This window comes from Mycobacterium sp. IDUB_37, assembly GCF_055419245.1.
The window spans coordinates 339,479-356,553 of record NZ_JBVAXG010000001.1 but is presented as its reverse complement, the minus strand read 5'-3'; the positions used below and the strand labels follow the sequence as shown (position 1 = coordinate 356,553).

The window sequence follows — 17,075 nt, the reverse complement described above, 5'->3', positions numbered from 1 at the left end:
CCTAGGCCGGCGCTCCGAACAGGTCAATTTGCTTGCTGCCCGGGGCCAGGGTGACGATCGCGCGCTTGGTGCTCTTGCGCGTGCCGTAACCGGACCGGGTCCGCTTGCGCTTGCCCTGCCGGTTCGCGGTGTTCACCGAGGCAACCTTGACGGCGAAGATCTTCTCGATAGCGATCTTGATCTGCGTCTTGTTCGAGTCGGGGTGCACCACGAAGGTGTACACGTTGTCGTCCAGTAGCGCGTAGGACTTCTCGGAGATCACCGGTGCCAGGATGATGTCGCGGGGGTCAGCGATGGTCGCCATCAGGCCGAAACCTCCTCGGTCGCCTCGGAACTAGCCTTGCCGGCTGCACTGTGGCTCGCGATGTAAGCGTTCAGCGCCTCGACGCTGAACACCACGTCGTCTGCAAGCAGCACGTCATAGGTGTTGAGTTGGTCCGGCGGCAGGATGTGCACACCCGGGAGGTTGCGCACGCTCTTGGTTCCGGCCTCGTCACTGCGCCCGATGACCACCAGTACCCGCTTGCGCTCGGTCAGCGTGGCCAGAAACGCCTTGGCGCTCTTGGTCGAAGGGGTCTGCCCCTCCAACAATTCGGTGACCGCGTGGATGCGTCCGTTGCGCGCCCGGTCCGAGAGCGCCCCGCGTAACGCGGCGGCGATCATCTTCTTGGGCGTGCGCTGGCTGTAGTCGCGCGGCTTGGGGCCGTGCACCACGCCACCACCGGTGAACTGGGGAGCCCGCGTCGAACCCTGACGGGCCCGACCAGTCCCCTTCTGCCGGTAAGGCTTACGGCCACCACCGCTGACGTCACCGCGAGTCTTCGTCGAGTGCGTGCCCTGACGTGCCGCCGCGCGCTGCGCGGTGACCACCTGGTGCATCAGTGCGATGTTGGCCGGTGCGTCGAACAGCTCGGCCGGCAGCTCGATGGAGCCGTCGGTCTTGCCGGCCGGCGTCTTCACGTCGATCTTGAGTGTGTTGTCAGCCATTACTTTTCACCTCGCTTGATCGCGCTGCGGACCACTACGAGCCCACCGGTGCGGCCGGGGACCGCACCCTTGATCAACAGGACGCCGTTCTCGGCGTCGACCTTGTGTACAACCAGGTTCTGGACGGTCACCCGGTCGCTGCCCATGCGGCCCGACATCCGGGTGCCCTTGAACACCCGGCCCGGAGTGGAACATCCGCCGATGGAACCGGGACGACGGTGCACCGCCTGGGCACCGTGGCTGGCGCCCTGGCCCTTGAAGCCGTGCCGCTTCATGGTGCCGGCGAAGCCCTTGCCCTTGGAGGTACCGGTCACGTCGACGTAGGCGCCGTCGGCGAAGATCTCCGCCGTCAGCTCCTGGCCGACCTCGTACTCGGCCGCCGCAGTCGTGTCGTCGAGCCGCAGCTCGGCGAGGTGCCGCCGCGGGTTCACGCCCGCCGCGGTGTACTGACCGGTCACCGGCTTGGTGACCTTGCGGGGACTGATTTCGCCGTATGCCAACTGCACGGCGCTGTAACCGTCGAGTTCCGGGGTACGGATCCGGGTGACCACATTCGGCCCAGCCTTGACGACGGTCACCGGCACGACTCTGTTGTTCTCGTCGAATACCTGCGTCATGCCCAGCTTGGTACCCAGAATGCCTTTTCTTGCCATTGCTCTGGATCTCCTACTGAATATTGACGTCGACACTGGCCGGAAGATCGATGCGCATCAAAGCGTCAACGGTCTTCGGCGTCGGGTCGAGGATGTCGATCAACCGCTTGTGCGTCCGCATTTCGAAGTGCTCTCGCGAGTCCTTGTACTTGTGCGGCGAACGGATGACGCAATAGATGTTCTTCTCGGTCGGCAGTGGCACCGGACCCACGACGCTGGCACCCGTACGGACGACGGTCTCGACGATCTTGCGTGCCGACGCGTCAATTGCCTCATGGTCGTAGGCCTTGAGCCTGATGCGGATCTTCTGTCCCGCCACGCTTCTCCTACCTCTTCTCCCGCTGGTGGGGCCCGTAAACGGACCTGGTGCCCCCGGCGCGCAGATCGACCGCCCTCGTGAGGGCCGATCTAGCGTTGCGCCGGATACTGCGCCGCTGTTTACCTGTCGTGGTTCAACCGTTCCCCCCGCGGTCGGGTGTGTCACCCGCACGCAGCCTTCTAGGCGACCGAAATAGTCGCGCTCCAAGGTTGGGACCGGACGCGCCCTGGTGGGCGCTGGTCGTATGCCCGTCCAGGCGCAAACCTGGCGCAGGGCAACCTGAACAGTATGCCCCAGATCACCGCGCGAGCCAAATCCCAGGTGATCGGCGTCCGCACCGAGCCTAGCTGGGTTTATAGGCCGCGACGCGTACGCTCCTAACCGTGTTCGGGCCAAATTCGGGAGAATCTGACGTCGCGCAGCCGATGATCGACTGGATCAACGACGCACCACCGGCCGAGTTGGCCGTCGAACTCATGGCGGCCTTCGACCCGCAGGTGCCCAGGCGCGTTGCTTGGGTCGCGTTGTCCGAGCTCACCGACTGGATGTTCCGGGGATATCCGGAGCGGACCGGCCTGATCCTGCGCGCCAGGCCGGTACAGGAGTCGATATTGGAAGCCGTTCAGCTGCTGGAACATTCTGAACTGGTTTTCGTGCGTTTCATCGTCGACAGCGACAGCAGATGGAGCCCCACCCGGCTGGGCTTGGCGACCTTGGCGCAGGGCAAGGACGCCGTCCGGCAGCGGATCAAGGATCGAACGGGTCTCTAGAGCTAGGCTGGCGGGCAGCCACTTCTGAGGAGCCCGATGAGCACACCGATCATCGATGAAGCCGCGAAGGTCTTCGCAATCCCTGCCTCCTATACAGATGAGACGCGACTACACGCGGCACTGACGCACCTGCGGGCACATGCCCCGGTGTCGTGGGTGGACCGTCCGCCCTTCCGCCCGTTCTGGGCGATCACCAAACATGCCGACGTGGTGGAGATCGAGCGGGCCAACAACCTGTTCGTGAGCGCACCCCGCCCGCTGCTGGCGCCGGCCGAGGCCGATGACCTCGCGCAGTCCTTACTGGACGCTGGGATGGGACTACGCACGCTGATCCACATGGACGACCCGCAGCACCGGGTGGTGCGGGCCATCGGCGCCGACTGGTTTCGCCCGAAGGCGATGCGCGCACTACAGGTGCGCATCGGCGAACTGGCCAAGGTTCACGTCGACCGGATGCTCGAGGCCGGCACCGAGTGCGACTTCGTGACCGAGGTCGCCAAAAAATTCCCGCTGTTCGTCATCATGTCGCTGCTGGGCCTGCCCGAATCGGACTTCCCGCGGATGCTCAGCCTCACCCAGGAGATGTTCGGCGGGGACGACACCGAGTTCCAACGCGGCACCACTGCCGAAGAGCAGCTCCAGGTGCTGCTCGAATTCTTCGGCTATTTCAACGAACTCACCGCGGCCCGCCGGGCGAACCCGACCGACGACCTGGCTTCGGCTATCGCCAACGCCCGGGTGGACGGCGAGCCGTTGTCCGATATCGACACCGCGTCCTACTACGTCATCATCGCCACCGCAGGTCACGACACCACCAGTGCAACCATCGCCGGCGGCCTGCAGGCCTTAATCGAAAACCCCGACCAGTTGCACAGATTGACCGACGACCCCGGCCTGATGCCGTTGGCTACCGACGAGATGATCCGATGGGTGACTCCGGTAAAGGAATTCATGCGCACCGCCACCCAGGACACCACAGTGCGCGGGGTGCCGATCGCCGAAGGCGAGTCGGTGTACCTGTCCTACGTGTCGGCCAACCGTGACGAGGATGTATTCGACGACCCATTCCGCTTCGACGTCGGCCGAAACCCCAACAAGCACTTGGCATTCGGATTCGGCGTACATTTCTGTCTGGGGGCGGCACTTGCCCGGATGGAAGTCAGCAGCTTCTTCAACGAGTTGATCCCGCGGCTGAAATCCATTGAGCTGAACGGTAACCCAGAACTCATTGCCACCACCTTCGTCGGTGGCCTCAAGCACCTGCCGATTCGGTACTCCCTGCGCTAGAACCGTTCGCCCTTGCGGCTTCGGTCTTCTGCACATACAGGAAGCCGTCGACGGCGGCGCGCGCCGCTGCCTGATAGTCGAAATCCGGCAACGTGCTGAAGCGGCCGAGCACCAACGGGCCGATCAACAACGCGATCACCCGGGACCGGTCCACCTGACCCAACTCGGCGGCTTCCGGGCTGTCCAGCAGGGCGTCGAACGGCGCAGCGTACTGCTGGGCGATGCGCTCCCGCAGCGAACTGATCGCGCTCTCGCCGCCGCGGGAACGTGGCAACTCCTGCAGGTCGGGGCCCAGCGCCAGCCAGGACATGGCGGTCAGCAGTGCGGGGGCATCGGCGATCGCGTCAGCCTCCGCCAGCACCAGTGCCAGCAGTCGATCGCGCAACGAGCCTGTCGCCGGTGGCATCGGCGGCGCGGGTATGAGGCTGTTGAATGTTGCTGCCAGCAAATCATTTCCGCTCGGAAAGTGGCGATAGAGAGTGGCTCGGGCAACGTTGGCCGCCCTGGTGACCGCATCCACGGTCACCGCACTGGGCCCCCCGGCACGCAGCAGTGCCGCGGCCGCCTCGAGCAGACGAGCACGCGAGCGCGCCGGACGGGGATCTGGGTTACTCCCGTCGCTCACCGTGATGCACCTCCATGTCTTATGCCAAGACTACTGATTGTGCGTGATGCGGTCAGCGCACCGAGGAACTGGCGGCCGGGAAGTTAACCGGCGAGGCCCGGTCCTGTTTTGCTACTTCGCTTTTCGCATTGCCGCCCAACGCTTTCGCCGCACTCGACATACCGCAGTCGAGACAGCCGGCGACGAATTGGTACGCATTACGCGAAAACACCTCGGACGGCGGCGAGTCGGTCTACCATTCGATTCAGGGGAAGGTCCAAGCGGGTAGTGGACACGAGCCAGACAAACGCTGGGGGGCGGAATGTCGTATGTAATCGCTGCGCCCGAATATGTTGCTACCGCGGCAACAGATTTGGCCAGTATCGGTTCGGCGGTCAGCGACGCGAGCGCGTTCGCGTTGGGGCCGACGACGGGGGTTGCGATCCCGGCGGGTGCCGATACGGTGTCGGCGGAGATCTCCGCCCTGTTCGCGGCGCACGCGGAGGCATTCCAGGCTCTCAGCGCCCAGGCCGCCGCTTTCCACGACCAGTTCGTGCAGCTGATGAGTCTCGGCGGCCAGCAGTACGCCGTCAGCGAAGCCGCGAACCTGGCAAGCTTCCAGACTGGATCGGCCAACCTGCCCCAGCAAACGTTGGCCGGGCATTTGGCGGACCAGACTACGCAATTCGTGCCTACCACCGGAGCAGTCGCGCAAACGGTGGCGATTGCTTCGACAGCGGCGGCACCGGCGCTCGCGGCAGCGCCGACGGGATCGGTGGGGTCACTCGGGGGGTTGGGGTCGGTCGGGGGTGTGGGGTCCGCAGTAGCGGCGGGATCGGCAGGGTCGGTGGGGCGTCAACCGATTCCGTCGCTACAAGCGGGCCCTACCACCGAGACCGAGACAACGGTCGCGTCCCCAGTGACCGCGTTGCCGGCCGCCTTGGCAACACGCGCAGCACCGGCGGCGGCGCTGGCCCCGGAACCTGCCGCACCCCGTCAGGTGACCTCTCAAGAAGCAGGCTACTGACGCGACTCGCGGCTCATCTGACGAACTCAGCCGCTCGATGCGCCAGCATCACGATCGTCGCATGCGGACCCCGGCTGGGGACCACCGGCAGAACCGACCCGTCGATAACCCATAGCTGTTCGAAACCTTTTACCCGACAACGATGGTCGACGACAGCCTGCGGATCGCGCTCGAAACCCATTGGGGCGCTGCCACAAAGGTGCTGCGACGTCGACCACACCGCAGGGCCGATATCGGTTACCGCACCACAGATTTCACGTGCGAGTTCACTTCCTGCCCGCAGCGCCGCGACATCGGCGGACTCGCTGTCGTAGCGATGTTCGATCCGCAAGGGCACTTCAGGATTTGACGAGACCAACGAAATGCGCCCGCGGGCATGGGGTTGCATGAGGGCCACTCCGATGTGCGGCCAATCTCTATGTCCCGCAGAGCCATCCCCGGTCATTGCCACGAAACCGCCGGTATAAGGCCGGATCTCGACACCTTCGCTGGTACCGAGCACCACTTCCAGCACCGGACGGTCAACTGCCACATCCCAATTGGTGGGCATGACCCATTCCGGGTGATCACTGCAACGGGCCCCGACCGGCAGTGTTGCCCGCACTTTCACCCCGGCGTCCCGCAGCATCGCTTCCTCCCCCACGCCGGAGAGCATCAGCAGATGCGCGGACTGAATTGCGCCTGAACAAAGAACAACCTTGTCCGCCTCGAGAGTGATCGGGCCTTCGGAACCGACCGCGTCGACGCCCACCGCGGTAGTCCCGGAGAAACGCACCCGCAGCGCCCGGGTCTGCGCCAGCAGCGTCAGGTTGGGCCTACGCAACGCGGGCAGCAAGAATGCCGCGCCGGGACCGGTGCGCACGCCGTCGATGATGTTCAGCGGCACCGCACCGGCCCCGGCGGGCAACACGGGTCCAACGTCGGCGAGATCGTCGATCCAGGGAAAGCCGGCCCGCAAAGCCTCGGCAACGAAGATTTCGGAGGCCCCGGTCAAGTCGCTGGTGCGTCGGACCGGGATGGGCCCGTCGGCACCGTGGGCGGGTGTCTGGAAGTCCAGATCCGTTTCGATGGCCCGGAAGTGTTCGCAGACTTCGGCCCACGTCCACCCGGGGACCGGGTCGCGGTCGAAGTCGCTGGGCAGTCCGCGACAGAAGTAGCCGCCGTTGACGGCGCCGGAGCCACCCACTGTCGCGCCCCGCACGATCGGCAGTCGCCGTGCGGGGTGATCGGTCAGCGTCGTCAGGTAGCGCTCGACCAGCGGGCTGCCCGCACCGATCGGCAGTTGCAGCCCGTTGGCGGTACTTGCCAGCAGGGCCGCATCGGCGAGTCCGGGGCCCGCTTCCAGCACTGTCACCGCACAGCTGGGATCGGCAGAAAGGCGTTCAGCCACAACCGAACCGGCGCTCCCAGCACCAACAATCAGCACGTCGCTGTGCCGGGTGGACAAGGTGGCCGTTACGTCCGAATCTGCGGCTTGAGCGCACCGACATTGCGTTCGCGCAGCACCCCGTACCAGAGGCCGATCCCGTAGGCCAGGTCGTCGACGCGCTTGAGCACCAGGAAGGTCAGCAGTCCGATCGGTTCGGCTTCGTCGTCGACGGCGTCGCGGCGGCGAAGCCAGTCCGCTACGCCATCCACGATCGCCGCGATCAGCACTACCCGTCGACAGTGCCGCGACAGGATCGCCGCGATCAGTGCCACCGGCCAGTAATGCCGGCAGATCGCCGACGCCAGTTGCAGAGCCGCCGACCACAACCCGCGGGTGGCCACGACGACCACGTCCCACAGTGATGTCTGGAACGAGGATTCCGAACTGCGCATGGCTTTCGCGATCCGCCGACCTGTCATCACCGCGATGACGACCGACGCCAACTGAGCGACGCCCGTGCCGAGCGCCATCAGGAACCAGGCCATCAGTGCCCAGCCGGAAATCACCACCGGGGCAGTCTTGTCGGGGTGCCGAACCGAAAGTGGAGCCGCCGAACCTCCGTAGAACGCCTTTCGGCTGATCCAGCCGCGCAGTTCGGTTCGATGATCGTGGGCGACCCGGGCAATGGGCTCGTACCGCAGCCGTGCGCCAGTTTCAACGAGCCGCCAGCACAAGTCGACATCTTCTCCAGAGCGCAAGGTCTCGTCGAAGCCGCCGACCTCACGGATGGCCGAGGCGCGACAGACGATCGCGGCGCTGGGCACATACGACACCGTGCTGTGCGGCAGTACCGGTGCTTCTCGCTGGCCGAGGTCCAGGGACGAATGCACCGCCTCATAGCGGGCGATCACATTTTCACTCTGCGACAGGCCGACGATGCGAGGCGCAGCCAGCGCGACAGTGGGATCGCAGAAGTGGCCGAGCAAGGCTTCCAGCCAGCCCCGGCGCGGCGCCACGTCGGAATCCAGGAACGCGACAAAATCGGTGTTGCACGCGGCCAGGCCGGTGTTGCGAGCCGCCGCCGGGCCCCAGCTACGCCCGTGGTGCAGCACCTCGATGTCGCAGTGCGCGCCGGCGAAGTCTTCCAGCTCGATCGGGCATTTGGAGCCGTCGTCGACCACGATCACCCGCAGTCCGCGCAGTGAACTCACCAGTCGGCGAACGCCGGTTGCGTTGTCTCGCACCGGAATAACGATGGTGACATCGCGGTAGGACGGACCCGTAGCCGGGCGCGGGTGGGCGACCGTGGCGTCCAGCAAGGTGCGCGCCAGTTGGGCGCTGACTTCGTCTCTGACCTTCAGGCGGCCGTCGGAGAGCATGTTCTGGGCGACGGGCGCCAGGTGCAGCAACCGGGTCGGCGAACCGCCGAGCAGTGCCTTGCCATCGCCGAGCACGCGAACTCGACGATCGACCTGCACCGCGAACCCGTCAGGCAGCCGGGTCTGGGTCATGTGCGCCGCCCCTGCGCGCCGCTGCGGCTCTGCATCGCCGCGGGCGCGCCGGTCAACATTCCGTCGGGCCCGGGCAGCCATCGGGCAATTCGACGCACACCGTCATCGACCATCTCGCCAAAGATCCGCCTCCCCTCGACTGCGGTGGCCGTGGTCGGATCCCCCAGCACCCCGATCTGGCTCACTGCGGCAACCCCGCCCTGGCGCATCCAAGGTAGCAACTCGCGCAATGGCGCCTCGTTGCCGGCGCGGATCTGGTCCGCGCGCACGTCACCCGGCGAAATATGCAGCAAGACCGATGTTTCGGTGTGGCCGGCATGAGCGTCGCCGCCGGGACTCACGCAGGGAACCCAGACAACATCACGGCCTTCGGATCGCAGCAGGCTGACCGCGCGGACCAGGGCGCCGATGTTGCCGCCGTGGCCGTTGACGAAGACTAGGCGCGCGGCCCAACAAGTGGCCGACCGGCCGTACTCCACCAGCAGCGTCGTCAAGGCCTCGGTTCCGATTGAGATGGTTCCGGCAAAACTCTGGTGCTCGCCGCTGGCACCGTAGGCAATGGCGGGCGCCACCTGCCAGGCCGGGTGCTCCTCGCCGAGACACCCAGCAATGCCCCGGGCGACCGCGGTCGCGATCCGGGTATCGGTGTCGAGCGGCAAGTGGGGTCCGTGCTGTTCGGTGGACCCCAGCGGGATGAGTATCGAGGACGAGGCAGTTATTTCGAGTTGCCTCGACGTCGCACTCCCCAGTTCGCCGAGTACGGGCATTCGGTGATGGTAAGACGAATTCATCTGGCGTGCACCAATTGTTGCCTTAACTATCGAAATTTTTTTTCGTCCTGTTGACCGACAGACTAAATTGCGGCTCGTATGCCACGTATGCCACGTATGTATCAGCCTTCAGGCGTATACCCAATCGAATGGCACTTCACCAGAAACCATGCTGTGGTACTGAGGCAGTCCGCCCGTCAGGAAACACCCAACTCGCGGGTGAAGCCGGCGGGGATGAGAAGGTCGCCGGGGCTCAGGTCATGGATCGAGGAATGCCCGAGACCCATCAACGCCGAGTCGATGCCGCCGCGCAGAATGTCGAGGACGTTCTCGACGCCGGCCTGGCCGGCCGCGGCCAGACCCCACAAGTAGGCGCGGCCGATCATCACCGCGCGAGCTCCCAGTGCCACCGCTTTGACGACGTCGCTCCCGCGCCGGATGCCGCCGTCGAGCAGCACCTCGACCTGGTCACCAACGGCCTCGGCGACTGCGGGCAGAGCGCGGATCGAGGCGGGCGTACCGTCCAGGTTGTTACCGCCGTGGTTGGACACCGAGATCGCCGAAACACCTGCGTCCACAGCCCTTTTGGCGTCGTCCACCCGCATTACGCCCTTGAGCATGAAGGGCCCGCCCCACAGTTCCCGCAGCCAGGCGATGTCTTCCCAGGTCGGTGGGGGTGTCCCCATCCATTCCCCATAGGCCGAGAAGAACGGCGGGCCGGGCTCACCGCGACGGCCCTGGTTGGGTACCCGCAGGTCCGGCGGTCGCATCGTCTTGCCGAAATTCCACAGCCAACGGGGTTTGGTGATCGCCTCCGGCGAGAGCTTGAGAATGGTCTTGAGATTCATCTCTTCGGGGATCTTGGGGCTGCCCCAGTCGCGCCCGTGCGAGAAGGTCCAGTCGGTGGTGACGATCAGTCCGACCGCGCCGGCCTGCCGCGCCCGCTCGGCACGCCCGGCGATCGCTTCCCGGCCGCCGAGCCAGTAAATCTGAAAGAAGATCGCGGGATTGACGGCGATCACGTCCTCGATCGGCTTGCTGGCAAACGAGGACAGTCCCATTGCCGTGCCCCGCGCCGCCGCGGCCCGGGCGACCGCCACCTCGCCATCCGGATCGACCGCCTGAACACCGGTCGGCGAGATGAGCACCGGCATCGAAATGTCTTGCCCCATCACGGTGGTCGACAGGTCCCGTTTCGCGCTCGCCCCGATGACATGCGGCGCGAAACCGAGCTCACTGAAGGCCGCCACATTGTCGGCGACCGTCAATCCCTTTTCACTCGCGGAGATTAAAGACGAATAGACCGATTTCGGCAGGCGGCGCTTGGCGCGCTGCTGGGCAATGGCAACAGTTTCAAACCATTGGTCCGCCATGCTTATACGGGACTTTCATTGCAGGGCTTGCTTGGCGGGCGAGACGGCGTATGCGCAGGCGGCCTCATCGACAGGGTGAGCGGCACCGGTGTCGAGATGCGCTTTCCCCGGGAGTGGTCGACACGCGGCCGCGGCGTCTGCCGTTCCTGCTCCAGTGCGGGCGAACCATAACCCTGGACACACTCGGGATCCGGACCGTCGAGCGGCAGGCCGGTGAAGAACTTGGCCGCCATGCAACCGCCCCGGCAGCTGTCGTAGTGCCCGCAACTGCCGCACGCCCCCGCGGACTGCGGCTCACGCAGCTCACGGAACAGAGGTGCGTTCTTCCAGACATTGTCGAAGCCGGCGTCGTCCAAGACGTTTCCGGCCAGAAAGCGGTCGTGGATGGCGAACGGGCACGCGTAGACGTCGCCCACCGGGTCGATCAGGCAGACCACCCGGCCGGCGCCGCACATGTTCAGACCGGCCAGCGCGCCGGCAGAACCGAGCGGGGCCAGATGGAAAAAGGAGTCGCCGGTGAGCACCCCTTCGCCCTTGGCGACCAGCCAGTTGTACAGGTCCACCTGCTGAGCGGCGGTGGGGTGCAAGTCTTCCCAGACGTCGGCCCCACGTCCCGACGGGCGCAACCGGGTGATCCGAAGCGTGGCATCGTACCGGTTTGCCAGAGCCGCGAACTCGTCGAGTTGCCCGACGTTATGCCGGGTGACGACGACGGAAATCTTGGCGTCCTTGAAACCGGCCTCGGCCAGGTTCTGCAGGGCACGCACCGCCATGTCGAACGACCCGGGTCCGCGCACGGCGTCGTTGACCTCAGCCGTCGCGCCGTCGAGGGAGATCTGGACGTCGACGTAGTCGCTGGCGGCAAGACGCGCGGCCACCTCGGCGTTGATGCGGACGCCGTTAGTGGAGAACTTCACTCCAACATGGTGTTCGGTCGCGTAGTCGACCAACTCCCAAAAGTCCGGTCGCACAGTCGGTTCGCCGCCGCCGATGTTCACGTAGAACACCTGCATGCGTTCCAGTTCGTCGATGATGTTTTTGCACTGCCGCGTGGAGAGCTCGCGCGGGTCGCGTTTGCCCGACGACGACAGGCAGTGCACGCACGCCAGGTTGCAGGCGTAGGTGAGCTCCCAGGTCAGGCAGATCGGCGCGTCGAGTCCATGCTCGAACTGCTCGATCAGCCTGGGCACTTTGGCGGGGGCGGTCATTTGTCCTCCTGCGGCAACAGCATCTTGGAATCGGCAAGCACACCCAATGCGTGCAAGTAAGGCCGCTGATCGGCATCGTCAACGCCCGCGGCGATCAGGGCGGACCTGACTGTGGAGTGCTCGGACAGCGACTGCACGACGGTCAGGATCGTCCGGTTCTTCAGGAAGGACAGCTTGCGGGTGCCGAAGTGATAGAGCAGCGCACCAAAGGGTTCCGGCCGAACCGCAACCTGAGGATGCAGTCGCCAGCCGCTGTCCGGGTCGAACACGATCGTGTCGCCTGCCGGCGCGCTCGCGGGCGCGGGCACTGTCAGTAGACCCCGCACATGCCGTCGATGGAAACCTCTTCCACCAGCGTCTCGTTGACGAGTTCGGTGCCGGCCTGGTTCTCGTTCTCGTTGTCCGTCTGGTTTTCGTTGTCCATCGTGGTGACCTTTCTAGATGCAACATCGAGGTATAGACATTGATGGGTGGTACGGATCACAATCGTGATCAGAATATGGCATCGAGTGCCGTAATGGAAGGTCCGGGTCTGATGCTGCAGGAGTCGCGGGTTGGCCGGCGCCGTTTGACGACACCGCTGCACATCTCCGACGTCGCCATCGATTTGTTTGCTGCACGCGGCTTCGCCGACGTCAGCGTCGACGACGTCGCCCAAGCTGCCGGCATCGCTCGGCGCACTCTGTTCCGCTACTACGCCTCCAAGAACGCCATCCCCTGGGGTGACTTCGACACGCAGCTGCAGCAGTTGCGAGAACTGCTCGACGGCATTGATGCGCAGGTACCACTATGTGAGGCGCTGCGCGGGTCGCTATTGGCATTCAATACGTTCGACGAATGCGAATCGGCGCGGCATCGGCAGCGCATGCGGGTGATCTTGGAAACCACTGAACTGCAGGCTTATTCGATGACGATGTATGCGGGCTGGCGCGAGGTGATCGCCGGCTTTGTGGCGCAACGCGCCGGGGCGAAGGTCACCGACCTGCTGCCTCAGACAGTCGCCTGGACGATGCTCGGGGTGGCACTGAGCGCCTACGAGCACTGGCTCGGCGACGAATCGGTGTCGCTGCCCGAAGCGCTCGGAAATGCGTTCGACGTTGTTGGTGCGGGACTGAATGGCCTGGACCCGTGACCACCCCACATTTGCTGCATACGCTGCGGGCGCAGGGGCGGTTCTGCGCCCAATCCGGGTCGACGATGTACGGCGAGTTGTGCGAACTGGTTGCCGGCGACGTTGAAACCGGCGGCATCTTCGCGACGATTCTGGACGGCCACCAGGATGCCCCCTCGGGCCAGGCGGTACCACTGCGGTTGCTGGGCGGACTGCATCGAGTGGTGCTCGATGGACGCACACCGCAGTTGCGCGGTTGGTATCCCAGCACGGGCGGCGACTGGGACGCCGCCAGCGCGTGGCCTGAGATCCTGCTGGTCGCGACGGAGCACGCGGAGGTGTTGCGCGCGGCCCTGGGCCAGCCGCCGCAGACCAACGAGGTGGGCCGGGCGGCCGCGTTGATCGGCGGGCTATTGTGCATCAACGCTGAATTAGACTTTCCGATTAGGCTTTTCGAGATCGGTTCGAGCGCGGGACTCAACCTGCGGGCCGACCGCTATCACTACCGCTACGCCGGCGGATGGTGGGGACCGGCGGACTCGCCGGTGACCATCGACGACGCGTGGCGGGGTCCCCTGCCGCCCGACGGCCAACTGCACATCGTGGCACGACACGGCTATGACATCGCTCCGCTAGACGTCACCGGCAGCAACGGTGCCGACATGGAACTGAGTTTGCTGAGCTACGTCTGGCCGGATCAGCAGGCCCGGATGCAGCGGCTGCGGGGCGCCATCGCGGTCGCCCGCGAGGAGCCCGCCGACCTACAGCGCCAGACCGCATCAGACGCTGTCAGAGGCCTCACCCTGGCCGACGGCACGCTGACCGTGCTCTGGCATTCGATCACCTGGCAGTACCTGTCCGCCGAGGAACGCACCGGGGTACGGGCCGGGATCGACCTGCTGGCCGCCCAGGCCGGCGCTCGGTCCCCGTTCGCGCATCTGACGCTCGAACCCGTGCGGGACGGTCCGGACAACACACTCAAGTTTCTGGTGCGCCTGGCCATGTGGCCGGGCGGCCGGCAGCAGGTGCTGGCCGAGTGCCATGCGCATGGTCCGCCGGTAATTTTTTCGTGAGACCCGTTGGATTTTCGGCCGCCGACGCGACGATAAGGGTGTGAGCGCCCAACCGGATCGTCATCGCGACCCTCAGCGCGCACTGTTGGCGCTGTACGACGACGCGTTGCCGGTCGTGTACGGGTACTTCGTCCGCCGCTGCCCGGATCGCGGAACAGCGGAGGACCTGACCTCGGAGACCTTTCTGGCGGCCGCCGAACGGGCCTGCGAGAGCAGCGGCGACCCGCCGCCGATCGGGATTGCCTGGTTGCTCGGGGTGGCGCGGCACAAGCTGGCCGACCACTACCGGCGGCGGCGTGATCCGGTGCCGGTGGCCGAGCCGCCGGAGCCGGTCGAACCGGCCGACGACTGGGATGCCGCGCTGGACCGAATGGTCGCCGAAAGCGTGCTGACGCGCCTGAGCGAGCCGCATCGCGCGGTGCTGGTCTTGCGCTACATGGACGACTGCAGCGTCGGGCAATGCGCCGAATTGCTCGGGCGGACAGTGCACGCCACCGAGGCACTGCTGATCCGCGCGAAACGGGCGTTCAGAAAAGAGTATCCGGAAGGAGGCACGCTATGAGTCAGCTAGACCCGTTCGACGTGCTGCACTCCGATCACCCTCCGGTGCAACCAGATCCGGCGTTCGCCGCACGACTGCGCAGACGTCTGGAAGCCGCACTGGCCATGCCGAGCGGCCCATCGAAAGGAATAGTCATGACTACAACATCTGCGGTTGCGCCGCGGCCGGCGGCGTTGCCTTACCTGTGTGTGTCCGATGCGCGAGCCGCAATCTCCTGGTACACCGACGCTTTCGGTGGGACGGTGGTCGGTGAGCCGATCGTGATGGACGACGGGCGAATTGGCCACGCCGAGATTGAAATCAACGGCGGCATAATCTACCTGGCCGACGAGTACCCAGAACTCGGGTTGCGCGCACCCGCACCGGGGGCGGTGTCGGTCAGCCTGATGTTGCATGTCGCCAGCACGGATGTGGCGCTGCAACGGGCCCGCGAGCAAGGTGCCACGGTCGCGCGGGAGATCTATGAGGGCCACGGCGCACGCCACGCGACCATCGTCGACCCGTTCGGCCACCGCTGGATGCTCAGTGGGCCGGTAGGCGCACCCGTCGACGGCATCCGACAAGGCGACATCGGCTACATCTCCGTGTGGTCCCCCGACGCCGATCGCGCCGCCGAGTTCTACGGTCACGTGCTGGGCTGGACTTTTGAAAAGGGTTCAGCTGCCGTGTCCCATCAGGTGACGAACACCGAACTGCCGACGGGCATTCACGCCAGCCCGGGTGGCTCGACGCTGTTCTGCTGCTACTCGGTCACCGACCTCGAGGCCGCTCGCGCGGCCATCACCGAAGCGGGCGGGACCACCGGTGAGATCCGGGAAACCGAGCACGGCGCGATCCTGGATGCTACCGACCCGCAGGGCGCGGCCTTTGCGGTATTCGAGGCATCCGCGAGCCGGAAGCGCCCGGAGCTCAACGGGTCTGGGCCCGGCGAGCTGTCGTACGTCACGTACGAGGTGGCCGACTCCCCCGCGTTCCGCGACTTCTACGGCCGCGTGCTCGGTTGGACGTTTGAGCCAGGCCGAGTCGCCGATGGCTGGCAGGTGTCCGAGGCACACCCGATGTCGGGAGCGGCCGGCGGCAGCCAGAATCCGAGCACGGTGCCGATGTGGACCGTCGCCGATATCAACGCCGCCGTCGCGCGGGTCCGCGAGGCCGGCGGCACGGTCCTGGCCGAACCGTCCCGGCGGCCCTACGGCCTGTCCGCCGAATGCACCGACGACCAAGGCGGTCGGTTCTACCTTGGTGAGTTCTGACTAGCCGGAGGCTTCCAACATCTCGGCGATGGGCGTGGCCGCGGCGATCTTGGCCCGCACCTTCATGACCTTGCCGGGCAGACCCCCACCGACCACGCCGACCAGCACGCCATCGCGCTCGTAGTACGCGAGGAACTTGCGGCCGTCGTCCTCGACGAGGTGAACGATGTCGTTGGCTTCGGGTTCCCCGAGGCACTGGATCTTGACGTCGTACTGGTCGCTCCAGAAGTACGGCACGACGACGTTGGACGGCACATCACGACCGAGCAGGGCCGGCACCACAACCCGGGCCTGGTCGGCGACGTTGCTCCAATGCTCAACGCGCGCTTGGTGTCCGGTCGCGTCGCGCCAGGACGCGACGTCGCCGAGCGCCCAGACGTTCGGTGCACTGGTGCGGCCGGCCTCGTCGCAGACGATCCCGTTGTCGACCTCGATGCCGGTGCCTTCCAGCCAGTCGGTCGCCGGGTGCGATCCGATGCCGACCACCACGAGGTCGGCAGGAACTTCCGCGCCATCACTGAGGACCACCGAGTCGACGTGCCCCGTGCCTCGGACCTCGGCGACCCCGATTCCGGTGCGCACGTCCACACCTTCGTCGCGATGCAGCCGCGTCACCAGTTCGCCGATCTGCTCACCGAGCACTGACGCCAGCGGCGTCGGCTGGGGTTCGACCAGCACCACGTCGACGCCGAGTCCGCGCAGGCTGGCCGCCACCTCACAGCCGATGAACCCGGCCCCGATCACTACGGCCTTCTTCGCCGACGAGGCGTGCGTGCGCAGCGCCATGCACTCGTCGAACGACCGCAGCACCCGGATGCCGTCCAGATCGGGGAAGCTCGGAATGCGCCGCGGCACCAGGCCGGTCGCGATGACCAGTTCGTCGTAGCCGAGCGACGTTCCATCGGCCAGGGTCAGCGTCTGGGCCGCGGTGTCGATGCCGGTAGCCGCCGCGCCAAGGCACAGGGTGATGTCCTTCTCGTCGTACCACTCGCGCGGCTTGAGGGCCGTGTCGTCGACTTCGGCGCGCAGCACCTCTTTGGACAGCGGCGGCCGGTCATACGGCAGGTGCACCTCGTCGCTGACGATGGTCACCGGGCCGGTGTACTCCGCGCGACGCAGTTGCTCTGCGGTCCGGGCGGCGGCCAGACCGCCGCCGACGATAACGATTCCGTTGGTCACGTGGTGTTCATACCACGCT

General features: G+C 65.9%; 20 protein-coding genes. 7 read left to right on the top strand and 13 right to left on the bottom strand.

All coding sequences use genetic code 11. The features are described from left to right. Position 1: 1 nt before the first annotated feature. From rplW to rpsJ, 4 genes are read right to left on the bottom strand one after another with little or no spacing between them, the layout of a single operon-like run. Positions 2 to 304 carry a 50S ribosomal protein L23 gene (gene rplW, locus ACZY1I_RS01640; protein ID WP_463752540.1) on the bottom strand — a complete coding sequence of 101 codons (303 nt, stop codon included), beginning with the start codon at positions 302 to 304 and terminating at the stop codon, positions 2 to 4. After that, on the bottom strand, positions 304 to 987 hold the full coding sequence (rplD, locus tag ACZY1I_RS01635) for a 50S ribosomal protein L4 (protein ID WP_463752539.1): 684 nt from the start codon (positions 985 to 987) through the stop codon (positions 304 to 306). The genes rplW and rplD overlap by 1 nt, the downstream gene beginning before the upstream one ends. Next, positions 987 to 1,640 (bottom strand): 50S ribosomal protein L3, encoded by a 654-nt coding sequence (gene rplC / locus ACZY1I_RS01630; RefSeq protein WP_463752538.1) that lies wholly within the window; start codon positions 1,638 to 1,640, stop codon positions 987 to 989. The genes rplD and rplC overlap by 1 nt, the downstream gene beginning before the upstream one ends. 13 nt (positions 1,641 to 1,653) lie before the next feature. Further along, positions 1,654 to 1,959, bottom strand: coding sequence for a 30S ribosomal protein S10 (gene rpsJ / locus ACZY1I_RS01625; protein WP_085179197.1), 306 nt, complete (start codon positions 1,957 to 1,959; stop codon positions 1,654 to 1,656). Positions 1,960 to 2,342: 383 nt separating this feature from the next. On the opposite strand from rpsJ, the gene ACZY1I_RS01620 reads away from it, so the two are divergent. After that, positions 2,343 to 2,729 carry a hypothetical protein gene (locus ACZY1I_RS01620; protein WP_463752537.1) on the top strand — a complete coding sequence of 129 codons (387 nt, stop codon included), beginning with the start codon at positions 2,343 to 2,345 and terminating at the stop codon, positions 2,727 to 2,729. 36 nt (positions 2,730 to 2,765) lie between these two features. Continuing rightward, complete coding sequence (locus tag ACZY1I_RS01615) at positions 2,766 to 4,016, top strand: cytochrome P450 (RefSeq protein WP_463752536.1); 1,251 nt, start codon at positions 2,766 to 2,768, stop codon at positions 4,014 to 4,016. On the opposite strand, the gene ACZY1I_RS01610 is transcribed toward ACZY1I_RS01615, so the two are convergent. Next, complete coding sequence (locus ACZY1I_RS01610; protein ID WP_463752535.1) at positions 3,982 to 4,641, bottom strand: TetR/AcrR family transcriptional regulator; 660 nt, start codon at positions 4,639 to 4,641, stop codon at positions 3,982 to 3,984. The two genes, ACZY1I_RS01615 and ACZY1I_RS01610, sit on opposite strands and share 35 nt — an antisense overlap. 301 nt (positions 4,642 to 4,942) lie before the next feature. Between ACZY1I_RS01610 and ACZY1I_RS01605 the strand changes: the two genes are divergently transcribed. After that, positions 4,943 to 5,647, top strand: coding sequence for a PE family protein (locus ACZY1I_RS01605; RefSeq protein ID WP_463752534.1), 705 nt, complete (start codon positions 4,943 to 4,945; stop codon positions 5,645 to 5,647). 13 nt (positions 5,648 to 5,660) lie between these two features. Here the strand turns inward: ACZY1I_RS01605 and mftG are convergent, their stop codons facing one another. The 7 genes from mftG to mftA form a co-directional block, all read right to left on the bottom strand. Beyond that, positions 5,661 to 7,094 (bottom strand): mycofactocin dehydrogenase MftG, encoded by a 1,434-nt coding sequence (gene mftG / locus ACZY1I_RS01600; protein WP_463752533.1) that lies wholly within the window; start codon positions 7,092 to 7,094, stop codon positions 5,661 to 5,663. Between the two features lie 8 nt (positions 7,095 to 7,102). Then, positions 7,103 to 8,527, bottom strand: coding sequence for a mycofactocin biosynthesis glycosyltransferase MftF (mftF, locus tag ACZY1I_RS01595; RefSeq protein ID WP_463752532.1), 1,425 nt, complete (start codon positions 8,525 to 8,527; stop codon positions 7,103 to 7,105). Then, a complete protein-coding gene (gene mftE / locus ACZY1I_RS01590; protein ID WP_463752531.1) occupies positions 8,524 to 9,318 on the bottom strand; it encodes a mycofactocin biosynthesis peptidyl-dipeptidase MftE in 795 nt (264 codons plus the stop codon). Before mftE ends, mftF begins: the two co-directional genes overlap by 4 nt. A gap of 176 nt (positions 9,319 to 9,494) precedes the next feature. Then, on the bottom strand, positions 9,495 to 10,670 hold the full coding sequence (mftD, locus tag ACZY1I_RS01585; RefSeq protein WP_463752530.1) for a pre-mycofactocin synthase MftD: 1,176 nt from the start codon (positions 10,668 to 10,670) through the stop codon (positions 9,495 to 9,497). A gap of 2 nt (positions 10,671 to 10,672) precedes the next feature. Next, positions 10,673 to 11,878, bottom strand: coding sequence for a mycofactocin radical SAM maturase (gene mftC / locus ACZY1I_RS01580; protein ID WP_463752529.1), 1,206 nt, complete (start codon positions 11,876 to 11,878; stop codon positions 10,673 to 10,675). Further along, the gene (gene mftB, locus ACZY1I_RS01575; RefSeq protein ID WP_463752528.1) at positions 11,875 to 12,186 is read right to left on the bottom strand and encodes a mycofactocin biosynthesis chaperone MftB; all 312 of its coding nucleotides are present in this window, start codon (positions 12,184 to 12,186) and stop codon (positions 11,875 to 11,877) included. The genes mftC and mftB overlap by 4 nt, the downstream gene beginning before the upstream one ends. 2 nt (positions 12,187 to 12,188) lie before the next feature. Next, positions 12,189 to 12,302: a mycofactocin precursor MftA gene (gene mftA, locus ACZY1I_RS01570; RefSeq protein ID WP_463752527.1), complete on the bottom strand. Its 114-nt coding sequence runs from the start codon at positions 12,300 to 12,302 to the stop codon at positions 12,189 to 12,191. A gap of 111 nt (positions 12,303 to 12,413) precedes the next feature. Here mftA and mftR point away from each other — a divergent pair, with 111 nt between their 5' ends. From mftR to ACZY1I_RS01550, 4 genes are read left to right on the top strand one after another with little or no spacing between them, the layout of a single operon-like run. Beyond that, a complete protein-coding gene (mftR, locus tag ACZY1I_RS01565) occupies positions 12,414 to 13,010 on the top strand; it encodes a mycofactocin system transcriptional regulator (protein ID WP_463753454.1) in 597 nt (198 codons plus the stop codon). Continuing rightward, positions 13,007 to 14,062 (top strand): DUF2332 domain-containing protein, encoded by a 1,056-nt coding sequence (locus tag ACZY1I_RS01560; protein WP_463752526.1) that lies wholly within the window; start codon positions 13,007 to 13,009, stop codon positions 14,060 to 14,062. The genes mftR and ACZY1I_RS01560 overlap by 4 nt, the downstream gene beginning before the upstream one ends. Before the next feature lie 40 nt (positions 14,063 to 14,102). After that, the gene (locus tag ACZY1I_RS01555; protein WP_463752525.1) at positions 14,103 to 14,624 is read left to right on the top strand and encodes an RNA polymerase sigma factor; all 522 of its coding nucleotides are present in this window, start codon (positions 14,103 to 14,105) and stop codon (positions 14,622 to 14,624) included. Next, positions 14,621 to 15,877 carry a VOC family protein gene (locus ACZY1I_RS01550; protein WP_463752524.1) on the top strand — a complete coding sequence of 419 codons (1,257 nt, stop codon included), beginning with the start codon at positions 14,621 to 14,623 and terminating at the stop codon, positions 15,875 to 15,877. Before ACZY1I_RS01555 ends, ACZY1I_RS01550 begins: the two co-directional genes overlap by 4 nt. Here ACZY1I_RS01550 and ACZY1I_RS01545 read toward each other — a convergent pair whose 3' ends face one another. After that, positions 15,878 to 17,056 (bottom strand): NAD(P)/FAD-dependent oxidoreductase, encoded by a 1,179-nt coding sequence (locus tag ACZY1I_RS01545; protein WP_463752523.1) that lies wholly within the window; start codon positions 17,054 to 17,056, stop codon positions 15,878 to 15,880. Positions 17,057 to 17,075: the final 19 nt, after the last annotated feature.

What these genes read in the sequence shown, in the direction of transcription:
- rplC (WP_463752538.1), bottom strand. Translation starts at nt 1,640, where the DNA reads ATGGCAAGAAAAGGCATTCTGGGTACCAAGCTGGGCATGACGCAGGTA.
- rplW (WP_463752540.1), bottom strand. Translation starts at nt 304, where the DNA reads ATGGCGACCATCGCTGACCCCCGCGACATCATCCTGGCACCGGTGATC.
- rplD (WP_463752539.1), bottom strand. Translation starts at nt 987, where the DNA reads ATGGCTGACAACACACTCAAGATCGACGTGAAGACGCCGGCCGGCAAG.
- mftA (WP_463752527.1), bottom strand. Translation starts at nt 12,302, where the DNA reads ATGGACAACGAAAACCAGACGGACAACGAGAACGAGAACCAGGCCGGC.
- mftR (WP_463753454.1), top strand. Translation starts at nt 12,414, where the DNA reads ATGCTGCAGGAGTCGCGGGTTGGCCGGCGCCGTTTGACGACACCGCTG.
- mftC (WP_463752529.1), bottom strand. Translation starts at nt 11,878, where the DNA reads ATGACCGCCCCCGCCAAAGTGCCCAGGCTGATCGAGCAGTTCGAGCAT.
- ACZY1I_RS01605 (WP_463752534.1), top strand. Translation starts at nt 4,943, where the DNA reads ATGTCGTATGTAATCGCTGCGCCCGAATATGTTGCTACCGCGGCAACA.
- mftF (WP_463752532.1), bottom strand. Translation starts at nt 8,527, where the DNA reads ATGACCCAGACCCGGCTGCCTGACGGGTTCGCGGTGCAGGTCGATCGT.
- ACZY1I_RS01615 (WP_463752536.1), top strand. Translation starts at nt 2,766, where the DNA reads ATGAGCACACCGATCATCGATGAAGCCGCGAAGGTCTTCGCAATCCCT.
- ACZY1I_RS01550 (WP_463752524.1), top strand. Translation starts at nt 14,621, where the DNA reads ATGAGTCAGCTAGACCCGTTCGACGTGCTGCACTCCGATCACCCTCCG.
- mftE (WP_463752531.1), bottom strand. Translation starts at nt 9,318, where the DNA reads ATGAATTCGTCTTACCATCACCGAATGCCCGTACTCGGCGAACTGGGG.
- mftD (WP_463752530.1), bottom strand. Translation starts at nt 10,670, where the DNA reads ATGGCGGACCAATGGTTTGAAACTGTTGCCATTGCCCAGCAGCGCGCC.